Here is a 22,948-nt window from a genome sequence, read left to right as displayed (position 1 = left end):
CCTGAGATTGCCACGCTCCTTTCAGTTGCTTGCAATGATGATTAACGCAGTTCATCGAGTATACATTCCTCTAATATTTTTTGATTAACATTAGGAATTAACTCCATAATTTTTTCTTTTACATTTTCACCGGGTTGCACTTTTTTTACTGCTGCTTGATATAAAGATAAATAATATAAAGGTATAAGTTTATTTATATCATCTATATTACCTATTTTAGCTTTGTTTAAATCGGACAAATCAAACACATACTCAATGCTAGCATCAATTAAATTAGATGAATTCGGGTGATCAGAAATAGTTTTTAGAAATGATTTCAAAGCATTCCCGTATACTTCCTTACTCTCTTCCGAAAAATCTTTAAAATCCCCTACTCCGTATATATATGCACTTAAAACATCTATTATTCTAGAGTAATTATTAATTATTATCGTACCTTTACTGTAAGAATCTTTAAGAGCATTTACTATAGTTTCATTTGTTATATTAAATCCCGATGCGTTTGAATAGAGACTTAAAGCATTTATCTGTGCTCTAGTTAATTTGTTTAATTCAGTTACTAAATTAATATTTAAATTAAAATTATATTCCCTATCTTCAAAAATACTAAAATTATATTGTTTATTATTATTTAAAATATAGCTTAGTTCATTATTAAAATCTTTATATAGCTTATTATCAGAAAGTTTAAATAAATAGGTTTGCTTATCGTAATATTTCTTTATAAATTCTAATGAACCTATTATAAAACCAGGTTTTAGCTTAAATTGCGAATCTACCAAAAGATCAATATTATTATTGCCGAAATCGTTTAACTTACCTTTATATAATAAATTAATATTATTTTCAAAGTTATTACTATTGATTTTTGCATTAGTAACTTCAATTGTTAAATCTTTAGCAATATCTTTAAAATTCACACTACTAGTACTAATCAAGAAATTACCGGAAAATTTGAAATTATTATTCCAAGCGGGTCTATATAATAATAAGCCGGCAGGTATTATTCTATCTTCAAGGTTACTTTGTACTATTTCGGTTTCATAATAAATTGCTAATTTTTGCGGTATGTTATCAAGGAAATCCTGTTTACTTGTGTAATACTTACTTTTGTCAAATAACATAGTAAGTATAGTATGATCTTCTTCATATAATTTTTGATTATCGACTAAGTCAAAAATTTCTGTTTTACCGGAAGTAAATTTAATATTTTCTATTAAATTTATAACTTCAAATAAATCTTTTTTAAATCGTACTATTTCAAATAATTTAAAATTTAACGGTATTTTTGTTGATAATATACAGTTCTCATTATAAAATCTTACTCCAAAGCCTCTTTGAACCGGCTTAAATTTTCCGAATGCTTCTCCGGAAAAATGTATAAATAATTTCTGCTTAAGTAAATCATAACCGATATTTATCGGTGTGGTAAATTCAGTTACTCTATTAATACTCTCTTCTTGCCAATTAATTACTGAAATACCTAATTTGAAAGGGAAACCATATGGCTGAACTTTAGAAAACTTAATAAGATATTGCTGATTAGGATTATTATCAGCCTCTTCTATATTAAGGTTGGTACCGGCATATTGTTGATTTATAGAGTGTGATAAAGAGAACATAATAGTAAACCACAACCCACTATATGCGAGTATAATAAAGATAGTTATAAATAATATTATTTTAAGAATTTTTTTCATCTTTAAATCGGTATTATAGTGTGATTTTCTTTTGCTGTATGGATAAGTTTTTTCGTCATTGCAAGGAAAAATTGAAAATTTTGACGAAACAATCTCAGGAGTTTGTTATTATTGCATGAGATTGCCATGCAGTCTACGACTGCACGCAACAATGCCCGCTTGCAATGACGTTTACTTACACAGCTCTATATATTCCTTATTCAATTTTATAACGTTCCAAATCCATAAACTCATCATAACTATAAAAGTTACTAATAAATATATTATAATAGAATCAAAGGTAGCAGTCGGAATAATAATAAATATCAAAGACTGTATAAATGCTCCAAGCGATTTACCGAATTTAGTACCTATTACCTCTACGGCAGCTTTTCCCTTAGTTCTAAGCTCTAAAGATAAAGGAATATACGCCATTTCTTTTGTTGAATCGAATAATGAATATTTGGACGATTTACTCAGTATGTTCTGAATTGCTCCAACAATAATCGCTGCATATAGAAGATTAAAATCACCGAAACATTCTCCTATTTCTTCAATAAAAATTATAAAGATAAAAAACATCAAGCCAGTAATAGACAACATAATAGGAGTTAATAATGCCGAAATGAACCAACCGAGTCTTCTAAGAATATTACTGCCTATTATCATGAAAGTAACGCATGATATCCCCATCCAAATATTAAACCTGCCCATAAAGTTAACATATTCTATAGTGTTGGGATGTAATTCTTTTATTTTTGCTTTCCAAGGTCCTTCAACTATATTTATTAATAATCCATAACAGATTATTAATAAGGCAATACGACCTATATATTTTGAGTGCATTACTAATTTGATACTTTCAATTACCGAAAGTTTTGTTTTCATTTTAGCTGTAACTTTTTTTGCATCTAAAACATTTATGGAATCTGTTAAAATAAATCTATTTATTATTCTAAATAGAAGCATAGCAATTATTCCTGCAGTAACAATAATTGACATGATTGGCTTAAGCATTATAGCATTTCCAACAGATAAATTAAAAGCATCCGGTAATAATTCTGAATCAATGACGTCCTGCCCGCTTGAGAAAAAGACAAGTACGCTGCCTGCTATTATAAGACCGATATTACCGACCATTCCAAGAACGGGATAGAATCTTTTAGCTTTAGAAGTATCAAAAATGTGATTGGCAAACTGCCAAAACATTAAGTTTATGACTACTGCACTCCATAATTCCGCGAAAATATACATCAGTGCATAACTCCATTGACTACCTATTTTAATAAACCATTTAAAATGAGGGTATGAAGCAATTAATTTATTTATCATTTCATCATTAGGATGATAAATATCTTGATTTGGATAAATAATATAGGCAAATAATAAGAAAAATAGTAAAAAACTGCCGACTATAATGTAGAAAATATATTCAAAATTTAAGTTATTACTAAGTTTAACATAAAGTACGGTAAAAATTACGCACGAGGGTAATACTAACCATAATTTTAAGAAGCTAATAATTTCAGCCCCCATAGAGGGTACTACTAAACTATCTTTGATAGATCTTAAAGCCCCAAAATTAAAAAGGATACATAACATCATTAAAGCCATAGGTATAAATAGCTTTAATTCTTTCCTTTCTATAGGCCAAATTATTTCTTTAACTTTTTCAAAGAAAATTTTAGGCGGTAACATTTTTATTGTAACCTTACATATTAAAGTTAACTTTTAAATCTCTTAAGTGCTAAAGTCAATTAAAATAATTAATTTATACTACTCCAAGGTGTTATTTCTTGATATCGCCAGTAATATTTTGTGATCTTATCTAATTTGTCCTGATTTGTCTTCCATAATTCCTGCTTATCGGTAGTCCATGGCTTAGGTCCTGCATAGTGTAAAATGAAATAAGAAAAATAAGGGCTTTGAGTCTAAAAATATGTAAAACAGTTCCATCTCATCGATAAGATTTAATAAATCTTAGTTAGGAAAAGAAAAATCACATTTTGACTTTTGTAAAGTTTTTAAAAGCATATTTTTATCTTGCGTTTTTTGCATATTTTTTAAGTTTAAAAATACTACCCCGCTATTTTTATAAGAATTAGCTATATTTCTCTTACATTCTTTTGTCACTTTATGACTAATCTATGGGAGTTATTTGAAAACAGTGAACTTGTAAAAAATACATATGGATTAATGATTATCAGTTAATTAATGTTCAAAATATTTCTGATGAAAAATTAAAAGAAAAAGCTTGGTCTGGAATCTTGCAGTTTTTTTTTAAAACAGATCCACAAACGAGATTTATTAAAGAGATGGCAAGAAGTAGCTGATCTTTTACCAGAATTTATTAAAGTTAATATCGGTATAGATTATATAGAGCTAATTTTGTCCTCTACACCTTGAATCAGATTAGGGAAAATGATAAAATAGAAATAGAAAAAATACTCAAATCGCATTTAAACCCTGCATTAGGAGGAAACCTTATGAATAGCTTAGCTCATAGCTGGAAACAAGCAGGTATTGAAGAAGGTAGAAAAAAAGAGAAAATTACTATGACTAAAGAAATGAAAAAAGAAGGGCTTTCTTTAGAAACTATTATGAAAATAACAAAATTAGATAAGAAAGATATTGAGACATTAAAATAACATGATTACATTACATGCTGCAAATCAACAGAAGACTCACATTTTTGCATATTAAGCCTATAGGCACTGAGAGCTAAAGGCATATATACTCGATCAACTTCAAAAATTGGCTATGTTGTTTCATAAGCTCTGCGGTGCTCACGTATTAAGTATACGCTCCGCTCTTTGCCTTATAGACTCCTTGCTCTTGTTGAAGTTGATCTTCGTCTATCAATTTTTCATTTACTCGAAGTATATAAATTCATGTTAAATAACTCTCGTTTATGTATTATTTGGTTGTTTGGGCTTATTAGCGGTTTTAATCTAATGATGACCGGTAATACTTTAAATTATTGGCTTGCTAAAGAAGATATAGCACTGCAAACAATCGGTATATTATCATTCATAACGCTTCCCTACTCTATTAATTTCTTGTTAGCACCGATTTTTGATTCAGTGCAAATTAAATATTTAAACAAAATATTCGGTCATAGATTATCTTGGATTTGCTTAACTAGTAGTGCATTGATATTTCTTATATATATTTTCAGCTTTCTAGATCCTAGTACTAATCTATTATTATTTGCTTTCACAGCTTTAATTATTTCTTTTTTTAGTGCTGCACAAGATACTATATTAAGTGCTTTAAGAACGGAAATAGTACCTAAAGAATCGCTTGGGTTTACTTCAGGAATATATATATTCGGTTATCGGGTCGGTATGCTTTTAGCCGGTTCTGGAGCTATTTATTTATCTATTTATTTAACATTTAATGAAATATATAAAATCTTTGCCGGTTTAGTATTTATTTATTTAATTTTATTGATTGTAGGAATTAAGTATTGTTATTTAAACGAGAACATACATATACAGATAATCAAGAATGATATAAAAAATAATCAAAATAAAAAAAACATAATAAATTTTATATATAATGCGTTAAAACCTATAGGTTCTGTTTATTTCATTATTCTTATATTAATTTTCCTAGTATTATATAGGTTACCGGATAACTTAATTAATGTTATGATTAATCCGTTTTTGCTTCATCTTGAGTATGATGCTTTTGAAATAGCAAGCGTTGGAAAGTTTTGTGGAGTTGTAGGAGCTATAATCGGTGGACTTGTCGGCGGGGTTATTATGAAACATAAAAATATATTAAATAGTATATTTTTATTTGGTATTATTCATGCTTTAGGACATATTTTATTTATTTTTCTTGAAATAAACGGTAAAAATTCTTTATTATTATTTATTACGATAGGAATAGCAAGTATTACCGGCGGTATGACAATGACTGCTTATATCGCTTTTATTTCTGCACTCTGTCAAGGTCAATTTCGAGCTACTCAATATTCTTTTCTTTCATCGATGATGGGGATTTCGCGCTCAATTTTTCCTATAATTTCAGGCTATATTGTAGTAAATTTCGGTTGGCAAAATTTCTTTTTATTTACTACTATTATAACTATTCCGTCTCTATTAATTTTATTAAAAATAAAAACTAAATTACAATAATGAATGAATATATTAAGTATAATATTTTTAATACCGTATTTTGCTATTTCTTCCATTATACCAAGTGTTTTTATATTAAATCACAGTGCAAAATATCGTAGCTTCAAAAAAGCTCTACCTAGTGTAATTGTTGCTTATGTTATAATATACTTATACATATAATCGTTTTCAATCATGATTTCTTCTTTATTTTTATGATTTGATATAACAATACCTCTTTTCATAATTGGATTTATTTTGCTAATCTGTATGGAATATAATACTTGGCATCAATCATATTTTAATTTAACAATAGAACCTTAGCCTATTTCTATGTAGAAACAAAGTTTAGTTTCTATATTGTGATATCAATATTATCTATATTAAACCCATATATAATGAGTATATTAAATATTGGTTTTTACAAATATCAAGGAAATGACATTAAAATTATTTACATGTTTATTTGTATATAGTTTTTATCATTGGCAATAATTGGTTATAATATTAGAAAATTAAATAAAAATGCTATAATATTAAAAATAATTAATAAAATGGGAGCAGTAACAATTTGGAGCATAGCTCTAGTATATAAAATGGCTATTTAAATGAATAATGATATATTAAGTGCTTTTTTACATGGCATCGTTTTAGCTCTCGGTTTAATAGTGCCGCTCGGAGTACAGAATATTTTTATATTCAATCAAGGAGCAACACAGCCAAAGTTTAGCAAGGCTTTACCTAGCATAATTGCAGCCTCAATATGTGATACTATGCTTATATGTATGGCAGTTCTTGGGATATCTTTGTTAATTCTTGAAATTTCTTGGTTAAAATTATCTATATTTATTGTTGGATTTATTTTCTTAATTTATATGGGATATAATACTTGGAATCAGCCGCCTATTGATCTTACAATGAATTCCGGGGCTTTTTCAGCTCAAAAACAAATTTTATTTGCTATATCGGTGTCAATATTAAATCCGCATGCAATTATGGATACGATTATAGTAATAGGTATTAGTGCTTTAAAGTATAGCGGTATTGCAAAAATTATATTTACCTTAACTTGCATACTTATATCTTGGATATGGTTTTTTTCTTTAGCAGTTGCAGGTTATAATATTAGAAAGCTAAATAAAAGTAGTACGATTTTCACTATAATTAATAAAATAGCTGCTATTATTATTTGGGCCGTTGCTTTTTATATTGGAGTACAAATATTGTATGAAATCGGTTTTATTAACTAGACATATTGAAGAAAATAATGAAACTATAAAGGAAATAAGTAAATATAATTTAGATTTACGTGATATTCATTGTCCTTTAATTAAATATAAAACTCTAGATTTTAATATCGCTATTTTAGATAATTACTCAAATATAATAATAACTAGTAAATATGCAGCAAGTATCTTAACCGGTCATAACTTAAAACAAGATATTTGGGTAGTAGGTAGTAAGTCAAAACGATTATTAGGCAAGAAAGTAATGTATACTGCTAAAAACGTGGAAGATTTGATTAAGCATTTTCCTCCTGATTTATATGAGCAGACTATATATTTATCTTCAAATGAAATTACTAAAGATTTACCTAGCAAAATAGCTAGACATATCATTTATAATGTAGAATATTTGAATGAGCTGCCCGTATCTATTATAAAAGCATTTAAAAATAATATTGATTTTATATTACTTTATTCTCAAAATAGTGCTAGGACTTTAGTAAAATTATTACTACAAAATAATTTACTAGAGTACTTACAAGATAGTTTAGTTGTAGCCATAAGTTTGAAAGTTGCAAATATAGTTAGACCTTTTATAAAAAATGTGGTTTATTGTGATGATCAAAACCTTAACGATATAATCAAGTTATTATCTGAAAATGCACAAATTCGATAGTTTATTTAAAAGCAAAAACATCTTTTTTATAGCAATAGTAATATTTGTCTTATCTTCTTTTACTCTTTATCATAATAGATCCGATATTTTAAAACTTTTTAAAAGTGAAAATAAGGATTTAAGCCAAATTCCTGATCAAGCAGTAGAAAATAAAGAAAATACTACCCTGGAAGAAAAGGAAGCAGCTCCTCTATTATCTACCAAGTCGCTTTTAAATTACGTAAGTTCTTTAAAGTTTCCTGAAGCACCGACTAATTTAGTAGAACCAAAATTAGAAACTGTAGTCAATTCAGCTTCATTCGGATACAAGGAACAAGGAGCGAAGAAGCCTATAACTAATAGGAGAGCGACGAGTGATGAGGTAGGCGTATGGGTATCACTTGACTATATTAATTACTTATTAAATGTAAATCTATTAGTATATAATTTCATGCAAGATAAGGATTATAGTAAAGAACTAAGAATAGTAAAGTCCCGTCTGCTGCCTCAAGATATAAGGAATATTTTAAATAACTTAGAAGCATATAATAATTATCTTTTTTCTAAATCAAGTAGTACGGAAGTAATTTTTCCTACCAACCATAAGTGGCTGGCGAAGTTTATCAAAATTGAAAAAAAACCTTCTGCTATGATGATAAAAGAACAAGATAAACCTCTAATTTTAGAGAACTTAAACTATCTAATCGATTGTCTTTATTCAGAAAAATTTATGCAGGAGTTTGTAAATAAAGATGTTTAGGTTATTATTAATATGTGCTACTTTTTTACTGCTTTATTTCGGATTTACTTTTATAGAGAGCTTTGATTCAAAAGTTTTTATTAGTTTATATGATTATAATATAGAGACTAACTTGTTCTTTAGTCTTATTTTAGGTCTTTTATTACTAATTTCTTGTTTTATTGTCATTAGATTTCTAATATTAATTATCGATTTACCATCTAAAATACATAATATTTTTAGTAAACGAAAAATTAATCATGGTAGATATGCTTTAATTTTAGCTTTTGCCGAATATATTATGAATAATAAAGCTAAATCTGCTTCTATTGCTCGCAAAAATTTATCTTCTGAGGATCTAAAAGATTCACAAGAATTCCATAATTTAATCTTAGCCGTAACTGAAGAGGATGTAGATAGAAAAATTTCCTATTTTCAAAAACTTATTACATCTAAAGAATTTGTTTTTTACGGTAGCAAAAATCTAGCAAAACTTTATTATGATAAATCTTTTTATGAGAAAGCAGAAAATTACGCAACCAAGGCTTATAATTTCAATGAACTTGATATTGACAATTTAATTACTTTAATGCGTTGTTATGCTAGACTTTCTCTATGGACAAAATTTATTTTTATAACGAATAAGCTCGCAAAATTTCATAAACATGAGTCTATGCCGGAAATTGCTGAGTATTATTTATTAGCAGTGAAGCAAGAAATAGAAAGTAATAATACGGCTAATGCTATAGATTATTTGGCAACGGCTGTAGATTTAAATTTTTATAACGACGAATTACTAGAATTTTACTTTAATTTAAATAATAAGCTTAATGTTAATAAAAAGATCAAAATATTAAAAGATGCTTTTCGTATTATCCCTTCTTTAAAATTAGTGCAGCTATTTAAAAAATTCACTTCTCTATCAGATAGGCAAATTTATGAAGAATTAACTCAAGAGTTAGATGCTAAAAAAGATGAAATATTAATTTTAGCAATAGAAGCTTATTTAGAATTGTAGATGTTGTGATATGGATTCTTTTATGTTATTCCCACGAGATATTGTTGCGTGGATACCGAGTCGTCATTGCAAGCAGCCGTAGGCTACGTGGTGATAAAAAAATTCTGTAAATCAGAATTTTTACTGGATTGCTTCGTCAATTGCTACGCAATTTCCTCGCCATGACGACTTGGGTACCTGCAACAACGCCTGCTTGCAATGACGGATAAGCCGAACCACACAACAAAAACTAATATAAAAATAATTTCTTTGGGTGCTTACTAATTTCTTCATTTACATTATTACTATGGTGATGATAATTAGATTGAATTGTTATTAAATAGGCATTTATTGCTTTAGAAAATTCTTCAGTTTTATAACGAAAGAAATGGTCAGCTCCATTGATAATTTTATAATCAACTTTAATATGGGATTGTTGCTTAGATAATCTATTTGCTAGGTCTTTTACATCATCTGCCGATACTATACTATCATTATCTCCCTGTAATATAAATCCTGGAATAGGACAAGGTGAGAGGAATGAGAAGTCATATTTATGAATTGTATTAACCGGCGGTGAAATAGCAATAAAATGATTTATTTCCGGACGTCGCATTACAAGTTGCATAGCTATCCATGCTCCGAAAGAAAATCCTAATATCAGATTAGACTGAGCATTTGGGTTATTCTGCTGTAACCAGTCGAGAGCTGCCCCCGCATCAACCACTTCACCGACTCCGTTATCAAATTTACCTTGTGATCCCCCTACTCCTCTAAAATTAATACGTAAGACTGTATAACCGTTATCTGCTAAAATCTTATAGGCATTATAAACTACTTTATTATTCATATTACCCTCATATAAAGGATGAGGATGAAGAACTAATGCAATAGGGGCGTTAGGCGCGGTAGCTTTTACATATCTTCCTTCAATTCGTCCTTCCGGACCGTTAAAATAAATTTGTGGCATAATTATTCATAATATTTAATTTGTTCGATATGATATTTTACCACTTTTTCTTATTAGTGCAACTATTCTGAATTAAAATATGAGTGTATTGACGCATGCCGCCATATATACTAAAATTGTGGTCAAATCAGTTGGATGTAATTACAAAGAGCGAGAAGCGCAGCCTATAATAATCGGAAAGCGACGAGAGACTATGTAAGTGAATTCAAATCATTTGACTATAGCGGATAATAATAACTGAATGGAGCTATATTCAGTAGATATTAGATTACGCGTTTCAGCAGATATAAAACTTGAAGCAGTAGAAATATTTAAGCAAATGGGGATGACTATGTCAGAAGCCATGAGGATATTTTTCTAACTCAATGTATAAATGGTTTGCCTTTCAAACCACATATTAAGATTCCTAATGAAAAGACTATAAAAACTTTTGAGAATACAGATAAGCAAATTGGTTTAACTATCGCAAATAATACAAAAGAAATATTTAATAAGTTAGGCACCTAATTTGTATCATCATTACAAACGACTAAAAAGCTTGTTGTACGACTTCTATGTCATTCCTGCGAAAGTGGGAGTCTAGAAAGGATCACCTTAATACTAGTATAAAAATTACAGATTATTGACAAAATAAACCTAAAAAAACAAGTTTTTTATAGGTTTTACTGGATTCCCGGTTTCGCGGGAATGACATATAAAGATTATCTAAGAAAATACTGCTCGCTCCACTGCATCTACGCTATGTTGCACTAAATCCTTAGCAATTTCTTTAGTAATCATCTTTTTTAGACCGTTTTTAAGTTCTTGTCTAACACATCCAAGCATTTGCGGTTCTGCTACAATAATCAATTCCTTATATTTAGCTTGATCAGCAGTAGTTACTTTCTCTAAATGTTTAATAACGCTCCTTGCTGCTTCTTTATGTACTATATCTTTTAGCGAAGTATGCGGCTCAAACAACGAAGCCGGTGTAGATTTATTTTGGTAAAGGCTTTGTCTTTTTTCTCTATGGTGGTGATGCTCCTCTAAATCCAAAGATAATTTTAAAGGTGTATTAGTAGTAATTTTAACTCCTTGAGCGTCGTAAAGCATCATTTGCTTACTATCGATAACCGCAATTAATTTTAATGCTGTTGTCCTGACCATAAATACCTCCACAAGAACTAAGTTGTAATTTTATGATAATACTAATTATTGTTAAAACCTAATATTAATTTAATAATTTTTGCTTTTCACTGTTAATAATTTGCTCAACCTTGTCATTAAGTATACGTACGTCTGTTTGCTCTATTTCTTCTTTTTCTATTACACCTATAATCTTTATCTTTATAGTTCCAGGTTGCTTAAACCAAAAACCTCTAGGCCAAAATAAACCGGCATTATGAGCTATCATCACAATTGGAACTTTAGTAATTGAAGCAAGCTTTACGGCACTTGGTTTAAATTTTACCGTTCTATCAGGCGGAACTTTAGTTGATTCCGGAAATATTATTAACCATAATCCTTCTTTTATTTTTTCCTGACCTTCTCTTAAAATCTGAGCAACCGAGCTATTAGTACCACGGTCAACTGCAATAGGTTTAACCATCCGAAGTCCCCAACCAAGCAGGGGTATATTAAATAATTCACGCTTTAATACCCAAGAATGTTTAGGAATAATCAGTTGCATAAACATTTGATCCCAAAAGGATTGGTGATTAGACACGACGATTGCAATAGTCTTCGGTAATTTCTCAAGCCCCTCTACTTCATATTTTAAACCGCAACAAATTTTTGCAAGCCACACAAAAGCATAAGAAAAGATAATGGCAATTCTATATCTTATTTGATAGTTGACATTGAAAAATGTTACTGGTATGTAACATATAAGAAAAAAAATAAATGTAAATAATGATAATAATCCGTAAAATGATAAAATTCTTAAACGCCACAGCATAATTATTAAGATAATTATATTAATAAAAATGGTATTTATAACATAATTTTACAATGAGTAAAATAAAAAGGTATTAAATGAAAAAAACTGTTCTTTCCGGTGTGCAAGCAACCGGTTCTTTACATCTCGGTAACTATCTTGGTGCAATTAAAAACTGGGTTAAAATGCAGGAAGAATATAATTGTTTTTTCTTCTTAGCAGATTTGCATGCTATCACGGTTGATATTAAGCCATCAGAACTTAACAATTCAATTATGGAGGTGCTTGCTGTTTATTTAGCAGCAGGGCTTAACCCCGACAAAGTAACGATTTTTGCCCAAAGTATGGTGAAAGAGCATACTGAACTTGCTTGGCTACTAAATTGCGTTACACCGCTTGGATGGTTAAAGCGCATGACGCAATTTAAAGATAAAGCAGGTAGCGATCAAGAAAAGGCTTGTCTTGGGTTATTTTCCTATCCGGTACTTATGGCAGCGGATATCTTAATATATAAAGCCGATATAGTGCCTGTAGGTGAGGATCAGAAGCAGCATTTAGAGCTAACAAGAGATATTGCAGGGGTAATAAATAGAAAATTTAACAAAGAAATTCTAAAAGTTCCTGAGGTTTTAATTAGTGAAACAGGCACAAGAATTATGAGCTTACGGGATGGATCAAAGAAAATGAGTAAATCTGATATTTCGGATTTTGCCCGTATCAATTTAAAAGACGATAACGATCTTATTCATCAAAAAATAAAAAAAGCCAAAACCGATCATTTAAGTTTTGTTAGCTATGATCAAGAAACAAGACCGGAAATTAGTAATTTATTAGATATTTATAGCAGTTTATCCGAAGAAAGCTTGGAAAAAATAATCGGTAATTATCAAAACCAAGGTTTCGCAAAATTTAAAGAAGATTTGGCAGAAATTATTATTACAAATCTACAACCGATACGTGATAAATATTTAGAATTAATGAATGATAAAGGATATTTATTAAAAATACTGCACAAAGGAGCAGAAAAAGCAAGAATTAGAGCTTCTGAAACGGTTAATGAAGTGAAAGAACAATTCGGATTTGTAATTTAGATTCATATATTGCAAGATTTCCCTTGAAATATATAAGATTATTTGGTATGAATCTTCTTGGATAGGTGGCCGAGTGGTTTAAGGCACTAGTCTTGAAAACTGGCGTACGGGCAACCGTACCGTGGGTTCGAATCCCACCCTATCCGCCAGCTCAGTTTATAGTAGTATTATACCCTTTTATTTGCTTTATAGTGCTTAGTATATTTTCTAGTAAAATCCTAATCATTTTTTGATAAGGCACATGTGCAGTTGCTGCTTCGGATTTAAAAAATTCTACGCTCTCTTTACTTAAAGACATGGTTACTTTTACTGAATCACCTTTTAATAAAAGTTCTCTAGGATGTGGTAAGAAATCTTTTACTATTTTTACTTCCCCTATTTCCCCATCAGTGTATTTTATCTCTTGCTCATAAATTCTCTTGCCTTTACGCCAGTATCCTGCTCCAAAAATTCTTATATGATTACCTCGGAACATAAAAAGGACTGTTAAATATTACCATCAACTTTACCTAAACAAAAATATCTTTTTTCTGTAACACTATGGTCTACATCTTGAAGGATTATCCTTTTGATATCTAGAAAAGCTTTTTGAGCTTCATAAAAGCTTACGTTATGCTACCAATATTAATTTTATTTTTTTCTTCATCCCATTCAAAAGAAGAATGCATTTTTAGCCTTTAATCGATTAATTTAATAATACTTAGCTCTATACTAAATGTCCATATATGTAATTTAAAATCACTATCTTTACTAAATTCTAATAGACCTTCTAAATGATTTTTTTGTATAGAAGAAGCAATTTTAACTTCAAATGCATAATTATTTTGCAATATAAAATCAACCTCATATCCTTCAAGGGAACAATTAGCCTCAGGTTTACAAAGCTTGCTAGTTAATCCATCAATGAACTGGTTTAACCTGAGCATAGTAGTTGAGGATGAAAATCAATACCAAAGTAAATTAACATCAGCTGATGAACATGTTAGCCCAAATGATAGAAAAAGCCATAATGGATATATTCAACAATCCAGCTTCTAATTTCTACAATCAGATTCATCAGTTTTTTCTAAATCTAGCTGCCTTTGGTACAGCGATATTCTATGTTGAAGAAGACCTATTATTGCCCCAAACTCTATTGTTTCGTAATATTAATTTATAGGAATGTTACTTTGAAGAAGATAAATTTGGTTTTGTTAATACCATGTACCGACTATTTAGCATGCCAATTAAAGCTGCATCAGCTAAATGGCCAGACTTTGCCGATTTCAAGGAAAGACTAGCTAAGAATCCTGATGAAACAGTAAAGATATTGCACATAGTTAGCCCACAAAGTGAGAATCAGAGAGGTAAAGGTGGAAAAGGAAAAGGGTTAATGACAACACTTGCCTATAGCTCAGAATATATCTACTTATCTGAACAAAAAATTATCAGTCAATCAGGATATTTATATTTTCCGTTTTTTGTTACGCTGTGGATTAAAGGAGAAGGTCAAGTATACGGCTATGCTCCAGCTCACCATGCTATCTCAAGAGTTTAAAAGAGTTGTTGCTATTTCTGCACTAGCATCTATAGAACTTTTTACATTTTTTAATGGTTCTATTCATTCCCCCGCTACAATTAAAGCCTTTTGTGATTTAAACTCTATTATTTTATTGTATGACAATGCTATAGGATTAAATTTTGAGACTGCTGAAGATTTAGAATTTTTTATCATAATAAATACTTATTAATAAATAGGCATCATGTATTATAAAGTTTTTTAATTAAAGTTAATAACTTGACGTATTTCTATTGGTATTTCACCTCCACTATTTTAACTCTTAATAAACACCAATTCGTTATCAGATGAGTGTTTAGTACTAAATGCATAACCTAAATATGAGAAATTCTTAAGTAGCTCAGGTGAGTCAATTAGGTTGTTAGCAATAACCTTGACCATCGCCCCTCGAGCTTTTTTAGCATTTATACCGATTGTTGATAATTTACCATTCCTATTTTCTTTAAAATGAACGTTAACTAATTGATATTTAAGTTTATTTGGGTTTATTACAGATGAATATTCTTGTGATGCTAGGTTGAGTAAATATTTATTTTCCTGTTTAGCAAGAATTTTATTAATATAATTAGTGACTTCATCTTGCCAAAAGTTTGTTAAATTTATTTCATTTAATTTTGTTGCCATTTCTAATCTATACGGCTTAATAGTATCTAGCGGTTTTAAGACTCCGTAAAGTCCTGATATAATAAGCAAATGTGATTGCAAGAAATTTAATGCATGATTAGTTAATTTTTCTATATGTATATTATTAAAAACATCTCCTGCATAAGCAAAAATAGCCGCTTTACTCTCTTGATTATCAAAATCCTTAAATCTTTCTTTATTTATATGTGCAAGTTTTGCACTTATATTCATTATTTTCGATAATTGATTCTCAGAATAGCTTTGGAGTGTAGCAAGTAGTTTATTAGTTAACGTAAGGAACACTGGAATCGTCAGCTCCGTCTTGGGAGCTAACTTCTCGAAATTTAGAGTTTTAGCAGAAGAAATAATAGCAAGCATTTCTATCTAGCCGGAGTACTCGGAAGAGATGAAGCAGTGCTAGCGATATTTCTGTTAGTACTATCGATTGTTTGCATAATTGCATAGCTTGGATCACCGTCAAGCTCTACTACTTCTTTGGGTTTCGTAGTTTTTGGACCGGTACAGCCAATTAAAGCTATAGAAGCAAATAAAATTATTAAATACCTTATCATAAATACCCTGTTTTAATTTTACACTTAAGATAGCTGCCTATTATTATAATGTCAAGTGAGAGGAAAACTTTATTACCCTACCCTATAACCTTTCAGTAATAGTCTAAAGATTCTTCATAATATTTTAAATCTAATTCTGCCTAATTTAAATTAGGTTCATCTTTGCTGCTTTCTATTTCGGGTTCAGGTTTAAGCTTATCATAATTTTTCTAGTTTTTAAATAATATTCTAAAGTTTCTTCATATTCCCATCTAGGTAGAGGGTGATTCTCAGATTCTTTTTCTAAATATATCATTATTGATGATGTTTTGTCCTTTAAAGATTCATTACATAATTCTTCAACAATAGGATAATATTCTTTCTTATTCAGATACTAAAGGCATGATTGTTGGTGTACTATCATTTAAGTAATTATATAATGCTTCAAAAAAAGAATCATATTGCCTATTACCTATAATATCGTGATATATAAAAGAGTCTATATTAAGTGCTTGAATAATCAGCTTCCCATCTATCGATAATATTTTTTTGAAGAGTTCTAAATCTTCAGTATGAAGAGCCATGGAAATTTATTCCTTAAATAAATTTTTAGGCATTCTGTAATAAACCGTATTATAGAATTTTTCGCTTTCAGGAAATTTGCGTTTGCGGATAGAGAAATTACCGAAATTTCTGATTTCGATACGCTTTTGTTGTTTAAGAGATTCGTTTAAATAATCTAAAATTAAATCTACTGAATCTTTAACATCTTCTTTAGAAAGATAATTCAGCTTATCATGTATTTTATCTATTAAATAATTCTTAGTAATCATTATTAAAAAATCGCTTTGATTCCGTTAAAACTATTTTTAAAAAAACTAGGTGCTATACTATCAAAATCTTCAAGTATTATGTCCATTAATGTTGGTTTTGGTTTTAATTGATAATCTTTAACTAGTAGATTAACATTAATTTTCTGAACTTCCTGTAACCATTTTAATGCAGTATCTTCCGAGCCTATAGCATCCACAAGCTTTAACTTTAAAGCCTGACGACCTGAATATACTCGTCCATCTGCGAGCTTTTTTACTTCTTCTATAGGAAGATTACGCCTCTCTGAAACAAGTTCAAGGAAGAAATTATAAGTATCTTCTATATTGTCCATAATGGCTACCCGCACTGCTTCCGTCAGTTTTTCGGTAGGATTTGGGACAGCTTTTAATTCACCCGATTTGAAATTATTAAACTTAATCCCCAATTTTTGAGCAAGCTCCGTTACCTCGGCTGTTTGTAGTATTACACCGATTGAACCTGTAATAGTTCCGTTATGGCTGATAATATAATCACCTCCAAGAGAGATTAAATAACCGCCGCTTGCAGCCATTGTTCCCATAACTATCACTACCGGCTTTTTTGCGGATATTTTACGCAGAATATTATAAATTTTTTCAGCGCCGACTACCGTACCGCCGGGAGAATTTACGTTAACTATTAACGCTTTAATATGAGAATCATCGATTATTTTTTTGAGTTTTTTGTCACGCTTTTCGTCTTCAAGAATTATTTCGTCTATTAATACGGAAGCTATATAGTCTTCATTACTATTAATAGGTAACACCTCTTTTGGAGCAAAGTCTTTACCGACTAGTAAGAATACGATCGCAATTAAAATAATAGCTGCTAGCTTCCAAATTAACAAACGAGATTTTATTTGTCTTCTTTCAATTAAATAATCAGGTGTTATACTCATGATCTTATATACTTTTTTAGAATACTAAATGCAGACCTATACTGTGACAGGCGTGAGGAGCGAAGCCTATAATATAATTAAGGTGAGGCCGACGCACAACGCAGCACAATATAGGTATCAATTGACTATAGACCGTTCTTAGGACGTTCAGGACTCTTCATCATCTCAAAAAACTCACCGTTAGTTTTAGTATTTTCAAGTTTTTTGAGTAAAAATTCTATTGCTTCACTGCTACCCATTGGATCGATAATACGACGAAGGACCCACATTTTATTTAATATTATTTTATCTACTAATAAATCTTCTTTTCTAGTTCCTGATCTAGTTATATCAATAGCCGGATAAATACGCTTATCGGCAATCTTACGATCTAGAACTATCTCGGAATTACCTGTACCTTTAAACTCCTCAAAAATTACCTCATCCATACGAGAACCGGTTTCAATTAAAGCCGTACCGATTATAGTAAGCGAACCGCCGTTTTCAATATTTCTTGCTGCTCCGAAAAATCTTTTAGGTCTCTGAAGAGCATTAGCATCAACACCGCCCGTTAATACTTTACCTGATGACGGCACTACAGTATTATAAGCACGAGCTAAACGTGTTATCGCATCTACTAAAATTACCACATCTTTTTTATGTTCTACTAAACGCTTTGCTTTTTTGATAACCATTTCTGCAAGCTGCACGTGCCTACTTGCCGGTTCATCGAAAGTAGAGCTAACAACCTCCCCACGTACGGAACGTTGCATATCGGTTACTTCTTCAGGTCTTTCGTCTATTAACAGTACTATTAAAAATACTTCCGGATTATTGGTTGTAATTGCATGTGCTATATTTTGTAATAGTACGGTTTTACCTGTACGAGGCGGTGCTACTATTAATGCACGTTGTCCTTTACCCATAGGGGCAACAAGTTCAATAACCCGTGTACTAAAATCCTTACTATCTTTACTATTATTTTCAAGTTCTAATCCTAATTTTTCATCAGGGTATAAGGGGGTTAAATTATCAAAATGAACACGATGATAAGCTTTAGAAGGGTCTTCAAAATTTACTCTATTGACTTTCAGTAAAGCAAAATAACGTTCCCCGGCTTTTGGAGCTCTGATCTGACCTTCTACAGTATCACCGGTACGCAGACCAAAGCGACGAATCTGACTAGGAGAAATATAAATATCATCAGGGCCTGCTAAGTAGTTTACTTCCGGCGAACGTAAAAAACCAAATCCGTCAGGTAGTACTTCAAGTACCCCCTCTCCCACGATTAAAACTCCCTGCTCTACGGATTTTTTCAAAATTGCAAAAACTAATTCTTGTTTAAGTAATGAATTAATATTTTCAATTTTTAATTCTTCTGCTTGAGCTTGTAGTTCCTCCGGTAATTTACGTTTTAATTGTTTTAAATTAATAATATTACCGTTCTCTGCAAAATTATTATAATTGTTATTGGATTCGGTATTGTTAAGTTCTGCTGTGGATTCTTTATTAGTTGTGTTCATTATTTTATTATTAATAGATTATAATTGAAAAGTTGAGTTAGCAATCAAGTTTAAAGGTAAGTAATATACTTATTTAAGTTAGGAATCAAATTAGATTTTTAGAAAGTTTTATTTATTCTTGCGGTTTAAAGAATTATTTATCTTGTTAGCTTATAAGAGCTGGCTATGTATGTAAAAGCATACTAACAACGTTAATAGCACATTGTCAACCCAAATCGTCATTGCGAGCAGGTAATCGGTAAATGGTCATTGCAAGAAAATTACGAAGCAATCTTGGGAGTTTATTATTATTGCATGAGATTGCTGCACAGCTTACGGCTGCGTAGCTCATGACGACCCTGGTAACCTCTTTTCGCAATGACGGATGAATCAATCCACGTAACTCTAGCAATCCTTTGATCTTAACAATAACACATTTGTATTAAGTAATGGCATGAATACATTTTTAACTTCATTTAATAAGGCCTCATTGCTTATTGCTTGGTTTAATTCGTTGCGTACCGCATCAAATATTTCTCTTAAACTTTTCTCTTCTACCATATATTTAAAAATATATTTAGTGCTTCTAAATATCGACATTGAGATGTTAACATTATTTAATATCCCATTATTAATAGTAAAATTAATAGCATTATTTACTGCTGAAGGATTAGATTCCAAATGCTCATAAATTTGTTTAGCAAAATTGGCAATATTATGGAAGTACGGTATATTATCAAGGTCATCAAGAGAGGCTACACTATCTTTTTGATTTGATACGTAAAATGAATGTTTAATAATATTACCGGTAAGTATTTCAGAAATTGCTTCTCTAGTTACTTTATCCATCTTTTTAATTTTTTGTAGAAGTGAAAAATCTTTTATATAATTTTCCGGTCTTAATAAAATTTTCTCTAAAGGATCAAGATAATCAACAAAATTTAAGCTTGCTTTTTCTACGAATTCATATAACTCAGGAACGGAATAGGCTCTATCCTGTTTGTGCAGGAACATATCATAAACTCCGATGTCACCGAAATTTTGGTAATCTGAAAATAACTCCCAACCTCTTTTATACCAGTTAGTAGCAGGCAAATTATCTAGAATTAGCTTCCCGTTCATTACTTCTTCGATACGGCTTTTAGTATCTTTATTTATCATTTTCATTACATCCTGAATTTGATAAACACCGGTACGTCCGTATTTAGCATATACCATTAAACCCATACCGCCGGTCGGCTTTAAAGAATCTTTTAGATTTTTTAAACCTTCATCAGGATTTGCTAAATGATGAAGCACGCCGGTACAATTTATATAATCGAATTTTCCAAGTTTTAGATTAGGTATATTTAATATTGAATCATTAATCCATTTAATATTTCTAAGACCTCGTACTTCTGCACGTTTTTGTGCTACTTCCATGCTAGGCTTGCTGAAATCTAGATATATTATTTCGGCATTTTTATCTTTTAACTGCTCGGCAAGATAAATAGTCGAATCACCGGTGCCGCCGCCTGCTATTAAGCATCTAAAATTATTATTAAAATTTTCTTTTCCTTGATATAGAAAATGGTTTAATTCTCCTAAGAACTCACCGCATGTTGCAAGTAAATATTCTTGTTCTTGATTTGGGTCTCTGAAAGGATAAGGATAATCTTGATAATGCTCTTGTACTTCTGCTAAGTCTTTAGAAATTGTAGTATTTTTTGTTTTCTTTAAATTTCTCATAAATTATTATTTTTTACGTTGTTATTATATATACTTAGTCTATCTACTCTTTTAGAAGTATATCTTTTATAATTAATTGAATAGTATAATTATCTTGCCAATTATTAGTTTTTAACGTTCCTATTGCAGCAATATTTTTTGTTTTAGGGCTTAATAAAACATCTTCAAATGCAGTGCCTACCGAATTAAAAGCAATAGCAGATAAGGCTTTATTACCAAAGCCTCGCTTATTTGGAACAAGCATACATTTAATATGCTTACTTCCAACGATATCCGCTTTTAATACAAATAAATCATCAAATTTAAATATAGGCTCATGATTTCCTTGACCGAAAGGCTCTAAAGTGTTTAATTCCTCCATTAAAGGGAAATTCACACTATTAACCGTTAAATCAATATCATATTCCGCATGCTTATAATTTTCTAGTTTAGTTATACTAATTCTAAAAGCATTATTAAAAAAATTCTGCAATTCTTGTAATTTTTCAGCCGTTACGGTAAAACCTGCCGCCATAGCATGACCTCCGCCTGCTATTAGCAAATCTTTGCTTTTAGCATTGATAATTTCAGCACCAAAATCAATACCTAAAATAGAACGGCATGAAGCTTTACCAATCCCGTCATTTAAAGCTATAACTGCCACCGGCTTATCAAATTTTTCTTTTAATTTGCCGGCAACGATTCCTATAACGCCTGGATGCCATCCTTCTTTTACGATAAATAATACACTACTATCTTGTTGTGTCAAAGCAATTTCCATCGCTTCTTCTATCATTAATAACTCAATTACTTTACGCTCATTATTGTGTTTTTCAAGTTCTTTAGCTAATTTATTTGCTTCATTAGAACAACTAGTAGATAGGAGATGAGCCCCTAAACTTGACTTGCCTACTCTACCGCCTGCATTGATACGCGGACCTAGAATAAACCCTAAATGATAACATTTTGGTATTTCATGAAGCCCTGCCATATCATATAATGTTTTAATCCCTATATTTTGCCTTTGTTGCATTACTTTCAATCCGCTTGCAACAAATGCACGATTTAAGCCTGTTAATTTCATCATATCGCAAACAGTACCAAGAGCCACTAAATCTAGATACTGCATTAGATTAGGCTGAAGCATTGTTTGCGTGAAATAATTTTGCTTCTTTAAATTCGATAATATTGCAGTTGCAAATAAGAAAGCAACTCCTACGGCTGCCAAATGTTTATATTCGCTTTTTTCATCAATACGATTTGGATTTACTATAGCTACTGCATCCGGTAATATTTCCGTAGTTATATGATGATCGATTACTATAACATCAAGGTTAACGTCTTTTGCGTATTTTAGGGCTTCATGTGCCATAGCACCGCAATCAACCGTAATTAATAATTCTGTGCCGTGATCTTTAATTTTTTGCATAGCAAAAGGAGTTGGACCGTATCCTTCAGCTATACGATCAGGAACATAAATATCACATAGTATATTTAAATCTCTAAAAATATTTTTAAGTAAAGCGGCTGAAGTAGCACCGTCTACATCATAATCGGCAAAGATACATATTTTTTGGTTATTTAAAATAGCTGTAACAGTTCTATCTACAGCCTTTTCCATATCAAGTAGATGGAAAGGATCAGGTAATAAATTTTTGATTTTCGGTCTCAAGAAATTTTCTACTTCCTCTAGATTATTTACTCTTAATGATACTATCCTAGCAAGTAAATCACTAATTTTGAAACTACGACATAACTCGGTGACTATATCTTCGTTAATCAGTTTCTGCTGCCAGATTTTACCGTTTATAGATACTTGTGGTTTCATTTGTTTATTAGGCTGTATTTTTGCTGTATATCGTCATTAAAAATAATAAAAAA

26 protein-coding genes, 1 tRNA gene and 1 pseudogene are annotated in these 22,948 nt (G+C 30.4%); 13 read left to right on the top strand and 15 right to left on the bottom strand.

Going from position 1 to position 22,948, the window contains the following annotated elements; all coding sequences use genetic code 11:
- Positions 1–41 precede the first annotated feature (41 nt).
- Entirely contained in the window at positions 42–1,700 is a 1,659-nt protein-coding gene (locus BTU51_RS04185; protein ID WP_012262423.1) for a hypothetical protein, read from the bottom strand.
- Positions 1,701–1,871: 171 nt separating this feature from the next.
- Positions 1,872–3,377, bottom strand: coding sequence for a nucleotide exchange transporter Tlc3 (gene tlc3, locus BTU51_RS04180; protein WP_012150908.1), 1,506 nt, complete (start codon positions 3,375–3,377; stop codon positions 1,872–1,874).
- Positions 3,378–4,081: 704 nt separating this feature from the next.
- On the opposite strand from tlc3, the gene BTU51_RS04160 reads away from it, so the two are divergent.
- The 7 genes from BTU51_RS04160 (at position 4,082) to BTU51_RS04130 (ending at position 9,441) form a co-directional block, all read left to right on the top strand.
- On the top strand, positions 4,082–4,327 hold the full coding sequence (locus tag BTU51_RS04160) for an RpnC/YadD family protein (protein WP_012150905.1): 246 nt from the start codon (positions 4,082–4,084) through the stop codon (positions 4,325–4,327).
- A gap of 243 nt (positions 4,328–4,570) precedes the next feature.
- On the top strand, positions 4,571–5,824 hold the full coding sequence (locus tag BTU51_RS04155; RefSeq protein WP_014362480.1) for an AmpG family muropeptide MFS transporter: 1,254 nt from the start codon (positions 4,571–4,573) through the stop codon (positions 5,822–5,824).
- A gap of 464 nt (positions 5,825–6,288) precedes the next feature.
- On the top strand, positions 6,289–6,411 hold the full coding sequence (locus BTU51_RS04150; RefSeq protein WP_012150903.1) for a hypothetical protein: 123 nt from the start codon (positions 6,289–6,291) through the stop codon (positions 6,409–6,411).
- Positions 6,412–7,053, top strand: a complete 642-nt coding sequence (locus BTU51_RS04145) for a LysE/ArgO family amino acid transporter (RefSeq protein ID WP_012262421.1) — start codon at positions 6,412–6,414, stop codon at positions 7,051–7,053.
- Positions 7,031–7,705 (top strand): uroporphyrinogen-III synthase, encoded by a 675-nt coding sequence (locus BTU51_RS04140; protein ID WP_012150901.1) that lies wholly within the window; start codon positions 7,031–7,033, stop codon positions 7,703–7,705. The genes BTU51_RS04145 and BTU51_RS04140 overlap by 23 nt, the downstream gene beginning before the upstream one ends.
- Positions 7,689–8,444, top strand: coding sequence for a palindromic element RPE2 domain-containing protein (locus tag BTU51_RS04135; RefSeq protein WP_012262420.1), 756 nt, complete (start codon positions 7,689–7,691; stop codon positions 8,442–8,444). The genes BTU51_RS04140 and BTU51_RS04135 overlap by 17 nt, the downstream gene beginning before the upstream one ends.
- Complete coding sequence (locus BTU51_RS04130) at positions 8,437–9,441, top strand: tetratricopeptide repeat protein (protein ID WP_012150899.1); 1,005 nt, start codon at positions 8,437–8,439, stop codon at positions 9,439–9,441. The genes BTU51_RS04135 and BTU51_RS04130 overlap by 8 nt, the downstream gene beginning before the upstream one ends.
- A 229-nt stretch (positions 9,442–9,670) precedes the next feature.
- Here BTU51_RS04130 and BTU51_RS04120 read toward each other — a convergent pair whose 3' ends face one another.
- The gene (locus tag BTU51_RS04120; RefSeq protein ID WP_012150898.1) at positions 9,671–10,390 is read right to left on the bottom strand and encodes an alpha/beta hydrolase; all 720 of its coding nucleotides are present in this window, start codon (positions 10,388–10,390) and stop codon (positions 9,671–9,673) included.
- 241 nt (positions 10,391–10,631) lie between these two features.
- Between BTU51_RS04120 and BTU51_RS09260 the strand changes: the two genes are divergently transcribed.
- Complete coding sequence (locus BTU51_RS09260) at positions 10,632–10,751, top strand: type II toxin-antitoxin system RelB/DinJ family antitoxin (RefSeq protein ID WP_012262418.1); 120 nt, start codon at positions 10,632–10,634, stop codon at positions 10,749–10,751.
- A 17-nt stretch (positions 10,752–10,768) separates the two neighbouring features.
- Positions 10,769–10,897, top strand: coding sequence for a hypothetical protein (locus tag BTU51_RS09985; RefSeq protein ID WP_012262417.1), 129 nt, complete (start codon positions 10,769–10,771; stop codon positions 10,895–10,897).
- Positions 10,898–11,095: 198 nt separating this feature from the next.
- Here BTU51_RS09985 and BTU51_RS04110 read toward each other — a convergent pair whose 3' ends face one another.
- Entirely contained in the window at positions 11,096–11,536 is a 441-nt protein-coding gene (locus tag BTU51_RS04110; protein ID WP_012150896.1) for a host attachment protein, read from the bottom strand.
- A 64-nt stretch (positions 11,537–11,600) separates the two neighbouring features.
- Positions 11,601–12,326 (bottom strand): lysophospholipid acyltransferase family protein, encoded by a 726-nt coding sequence (locus tag BTU51_RS04105; protein WP_012262415.1) that lies wholly within the window; start codon positions 12,324–12,326, stop codon positions 11,601–11,603.
- A gap of 77 nt (positions 12,327–12,403) precedes the next feature.
- Here BTU51_RS04105 and trpS point away from each other — a divergent pair, with 77 nt between their 5' ends.
- Together trpS and BTU51_RS04095 are read left to right on the top strand one after the other, a co-directional pair.
- On the top strand, positions 12,404–13,396 hold the full coding sequence (gene trpS, locus BTU51_RS04100; protein ID WP_012150895.1) for a tryptophan--tRNA ligase: 993 nt from the start codon (positions 12,404–12,406) through the stop codon (positions 13,394–13,396).
- Between the two features lie 59 nt (positions 13,397–13,455).
- Positions 13,456–13,545 (top strand) — tRNA-Ser (locus tag BTU51_RS04095).
- Between the two features lie 2 nt (positions 13,546–13,547).
- On the opposite strand, the gene BTU51_RS04090 is transcribed toward BTU51_RS04095, so the two are convergent.
- Together BTU51_RS04090 and BTU51_RS04080 are read right to left on the bottom strand one after the other, a co-directional pair.
- Positions 13,548–13,871, bottom strand: coding sequence for a hypothetical protein (locus BTU51_RS04090; protein ID WP_012262414.1), 324 nt, complete (start codon positions 13,869–13,871; stop codon positions 13,548–13,550).
- 202 nt (positions 13,872–14,073) lie between these two features.
- Positions 14,074–14,322, bottom strand: a complete 249-nt coding sequence (locus tag BTU51_RS04080) for a hypothetical protein (RefSeq protein ID WP_012150893.1) — start codon at positions 14,320–14,322, stop codon at positions 14,074–14,076.
- A gap of 47 nt (positions 14,323–14,369) precedes the next feature.
- Between BTU51_RS04080 and BTU51_RS09255 the strand changes: the two are divergent.
- Positions 14,370–14,933: pseudogene (locus BTU51_RS09255) on the top strand (portal protein).
- On the top strand, positions 14,914–15,126 hold the full coding sequence (locus BTU51_RS04065) for a hypothetical protein (protein WP_012150889.1): 213 nt from the start codon (positions 14,914–14,916) through the stop codon (positions 15,124–15,126). Before BTU51_RS09255 ends, BTU51_RS04065 begins: the two are co-directional and overlap by 20 nt.
- An 83-nt stretch (positions 15,127–15,209) precedes the next feature.
- Here the strand turns inward: BTU51_RS04065 and BTU51_RS04060 are convergent, their stop codons facing one another.
- From BTU51_RS04060 to recJ, 8 genes are all read right to left on the bottom strand, one after another.
- A complete protein-coding gene (locus BTU51_RS04060; RefSeq protein WP_012150888.1) occupies positions 15,210–15,956 on the bottom strand; it encodes a YaaA family protein in 747 nt (248 codons plus the stop codon).
- Positions 15,957–15,958: 2 nt separating this feature from the next.
- Positions 15,959–16,150, bottom strand: coding sequence for a hypothetical protein (locus BTU51_RS04055; protein WP_012150887.1), 192 nt, complete (start codon positions 16,148–16,150; stop codon positions 15,959–15,961).
- Between the two features lie 362 nt (positions 16,151–16,512).
- Positions 16,513–16,713, bottom strand: coding sequence for a hypothetical protein (locus BTU51_RS04050; RefSeq protein ID WP_012150885.1), 201 nt, complete (start codon positions 16,711–16,713; stop codon positions 16,513–16,515).
- A 6-nt stretch (positions 16,714–16,719) separates the two neighbouring features.
- A complete protein-coding gene (locus tag BTU51_RS04045; protein ID WP_012150884.1) occupies positions 16,720–16,962 on the bottom strand; it encodes an HU family DNA-binding protein in 243 nt (80 codons plus the stop codon).
- A gap of 2 nt (positions 16,963–16,964) precedes the next feature.
- Positions 16,965–17,879: a signal peptide peptidase SppA gene (gene sppA, locus BTU51_RS04040; protein ID WP_012150883.1), complete on the bottom strand. Its 915-nt coding sequence runs from the start codon at positions 17,877–17,879 to the stop codon at positions 16,965–16,967.
- A gap of 125 nt (positions 17,880–18,004) precedes the next feature.
- The gene (gene rho / locus BTU51_RS04035; RefSeq protein ID WP_004998383.1) at positions 18,005–19,381 is read right to left on the bottom strand and encodes a transcription termination factor Rho; all 1,377 of its coding nucleotides are present in this window, start codon (positions 19,379–19,381) and stop codon (positions 18,005–18,007) included.
- Between the two features lie 384 nt (positions 19,382–19,765).
- Positions 19,766–21,088 (bottom strand): class I SAM-dependent methyltransferase, encoded by a 1,323-nt coding sequence (locus BTU51_RS04030; RefSeq protein WP_012150882.1) that lies wholly within the window; start codon positions 21,086–21,088, stop codon positions 19,766–19,768.
- A 43-nt stretch (positions 21,089–21,131) separates the two neighbouring features.
- Positions 21,132–22,895 (bottom strand): single-stranded-DNA-specific exonuclease RecJ, encoded by a 1,764-nt coding sequence (gene recJ, locus BTU51_RS04025; protein ID WP_012150881.1) that lies wholly within the window; start codon positions 22,893–22,895, stop codon positions 21,132–21,134.
- Positions 22,896–22,948 lie beyond the last annotated feature (53 nt).

Source organism: Rickettsia rickettsii, from assembly GCF_001951015.1.
Taxonomy (GTDB): Bacteria; Pseudomonadota; Alphaproteobacteria; order Rickettsiales; family Rickettsiaceae; genus Rickettsia; species Rickettsia rickettsii.
This window is presented reverse-complemented; position numbering and strand designations above follow the sequence as displayed.

What these genes read in the sequence shown, in the direction of transcription:
- BTU51_RS04050 (WP_012150885.1), bottom strand. Translation starts at nt 16,713, where the DNA reads ATGGCTCTTCATACTGAAGATTTAGAACTCTTCAAAAAAATATTATCG.
- BTU51_RS04090 (WP_012262414.1), bottom strand. Translation starts at nt 13,871, where the DNA reads ATGTTCCGAGGTAATCATATAAGAATTTTTGGAGCAGGATACTGGCGT.
- BTU51_RS04055 (WP_012150887.1), bottom strand. Translation starts at nt 16,150, where the DNA reads ATGATAAGGTATTTAATAATTTTATTTGCTTCTATAGCTTTAATTGGC.
- BTU51_RS04080 (WP_012150893.1), bottom strand. Translation starts at nt 14,322, where the DNA reads ATGCTCAGGTTAAACCAGTTCATTGATGGATTAACTAGCAAGCTTTGT.
- BTU51_RS09260 (WP_012262418.1), top strand. Translation starts at nt 10,632, where the DNA reads ATGGAGCTATATTCAGTAGATATTAGATTACGCGTTTCAGCAGATATA.
- BTU51_RS04105 (WP_012262415.1), bottom strand. Translation starts at nt 12,326, where the DNA reads ATGCTGTGGCGTTTAAGAATTTTATCATTTTACGGATTATTATCATTA.
- BTU51_RS04140 (WP_012150901.1), top strand. Translation starts at nt 7,031, where the DNA reads ATGAAATCGGTTTTATTAACTAGACATATTGAAGAAAATAATGAAACT.
- BTU51_RS04120 (WP_012150898.1), bottom strand. Translation starts at nt 10,390, where the DNA reads ATGCCACAAATTTATTTTAACGGTCCGGAAGGACGAATTGAAGGAAGA.
- BTU51_RS04130 (WP_012150899.1), top strand. Translation starts at nt 8,437, where the DNA reads ATGTTTAGGTTATTATTAATATGTGCTACTTTTTTACTGCTTTATTTC.
- trpS (WP_012150895.1), top strand. Translation starts at nt 12,404, where the DNA reads ATGAAAAAAACTGTTCTTTCCGGTGTGCAAGCAACCGGTTCTTTACAT.
- sppA (WP_012150883.1), bottom strand. Translation starts at nt 17,879, where the DNA reads ATGAGTATAACACCTGATTATTTAATTGAAAGAAGACAAATAAAATCT.
- BTU51_RS04185 (WP_012262423.1), bottom strand. Translation starts at nt 1,700, where the DNA reads ATGAAAAAAATTCTTAAAATAATATTATTTATAACTATCTTTATTATA.
- BTU51_RS04030 (WP_012150882.1), bottom strand. Translation starts at nt 21,088, where the DNA reads ATGAGAAATTTAAAGAAAACAAAAAATACTACAATTTCTAAAGACTTA.
- rho (WP_004998383.1), bottom strand. Translation starts at nt 19,381, where the DNA reads ATGAACACAACTAATAAAGAATCCACAGCAGAACTTAACAATACCGAA.
- tlc3 (WP_012150908.1), bottom strand. Translation starts at nt 3,377, where the DNA reads ATGTTACCGCCTAAAATTTTCTTTGAAAAAGTTAAAGAAATAATTTGG.
- BTU51_RS04045 (WP_012150884.1), bottom strand. Translation starts at nt 16,962, where the DNA reads ATGATTACTAAGAATTATTTAATAGATAAAATACATGATAAGCTGAAT.
- BTU51_RS04060 (WP_012150888.1), bottom strand. Translation starts at nt 15,956, where the DNA reads ATGCTTGCTATTATTTCTTCTGCTAAAACTCTAAATTTCGAGAAGTTA.
- BTU51_RS04065 (WP_012150889.1), top strand. Translation starts at nt 14,914, where the DNA reads ATGCTATCTCAAGAGTTTAAAAGAGTTGTTGCTATTTCTGCACTAGCA.
- recJ (WP_012150881.1), bottom strand. Translation starts at nt 22,895, where the DNA reads ATGAAACCACAAGTATCTATAAACGGTAAAATCTGGCAGCAGAAACTG.
- BTU51_RS04110 (WP_012150896.1), bottom strand. Translation starts at nt 11,536, where the DNA reads ATGGTCAGGACAACAGCATTAAAATTAATTGCGGTTATCGATAGTAAG.
- BTU51_RS04155 (WP_014362480.1), top strand. Translation starts at nt 4,571, where the DNA reads ATGTTAAATAACTCTCGTTTATGTATTATTTGGTTGTTTGGGCTTATT.
- BTU51_RS04135 (WP_012262420.1), top strand. Translation starts at nt 7,689, where the DNA reads ATGCACAAATTCGATAGTTTATTTAAAAGCAAAAACATCTTTTTTATA.
- BTU51_RS04145 (WP_012262421.1), top strand. Translation starts at nt 6,412, where the DNA reads ATGAATAATGATATATTAAGTGCTTTTTTACATGGCATCGTTTTAGCT.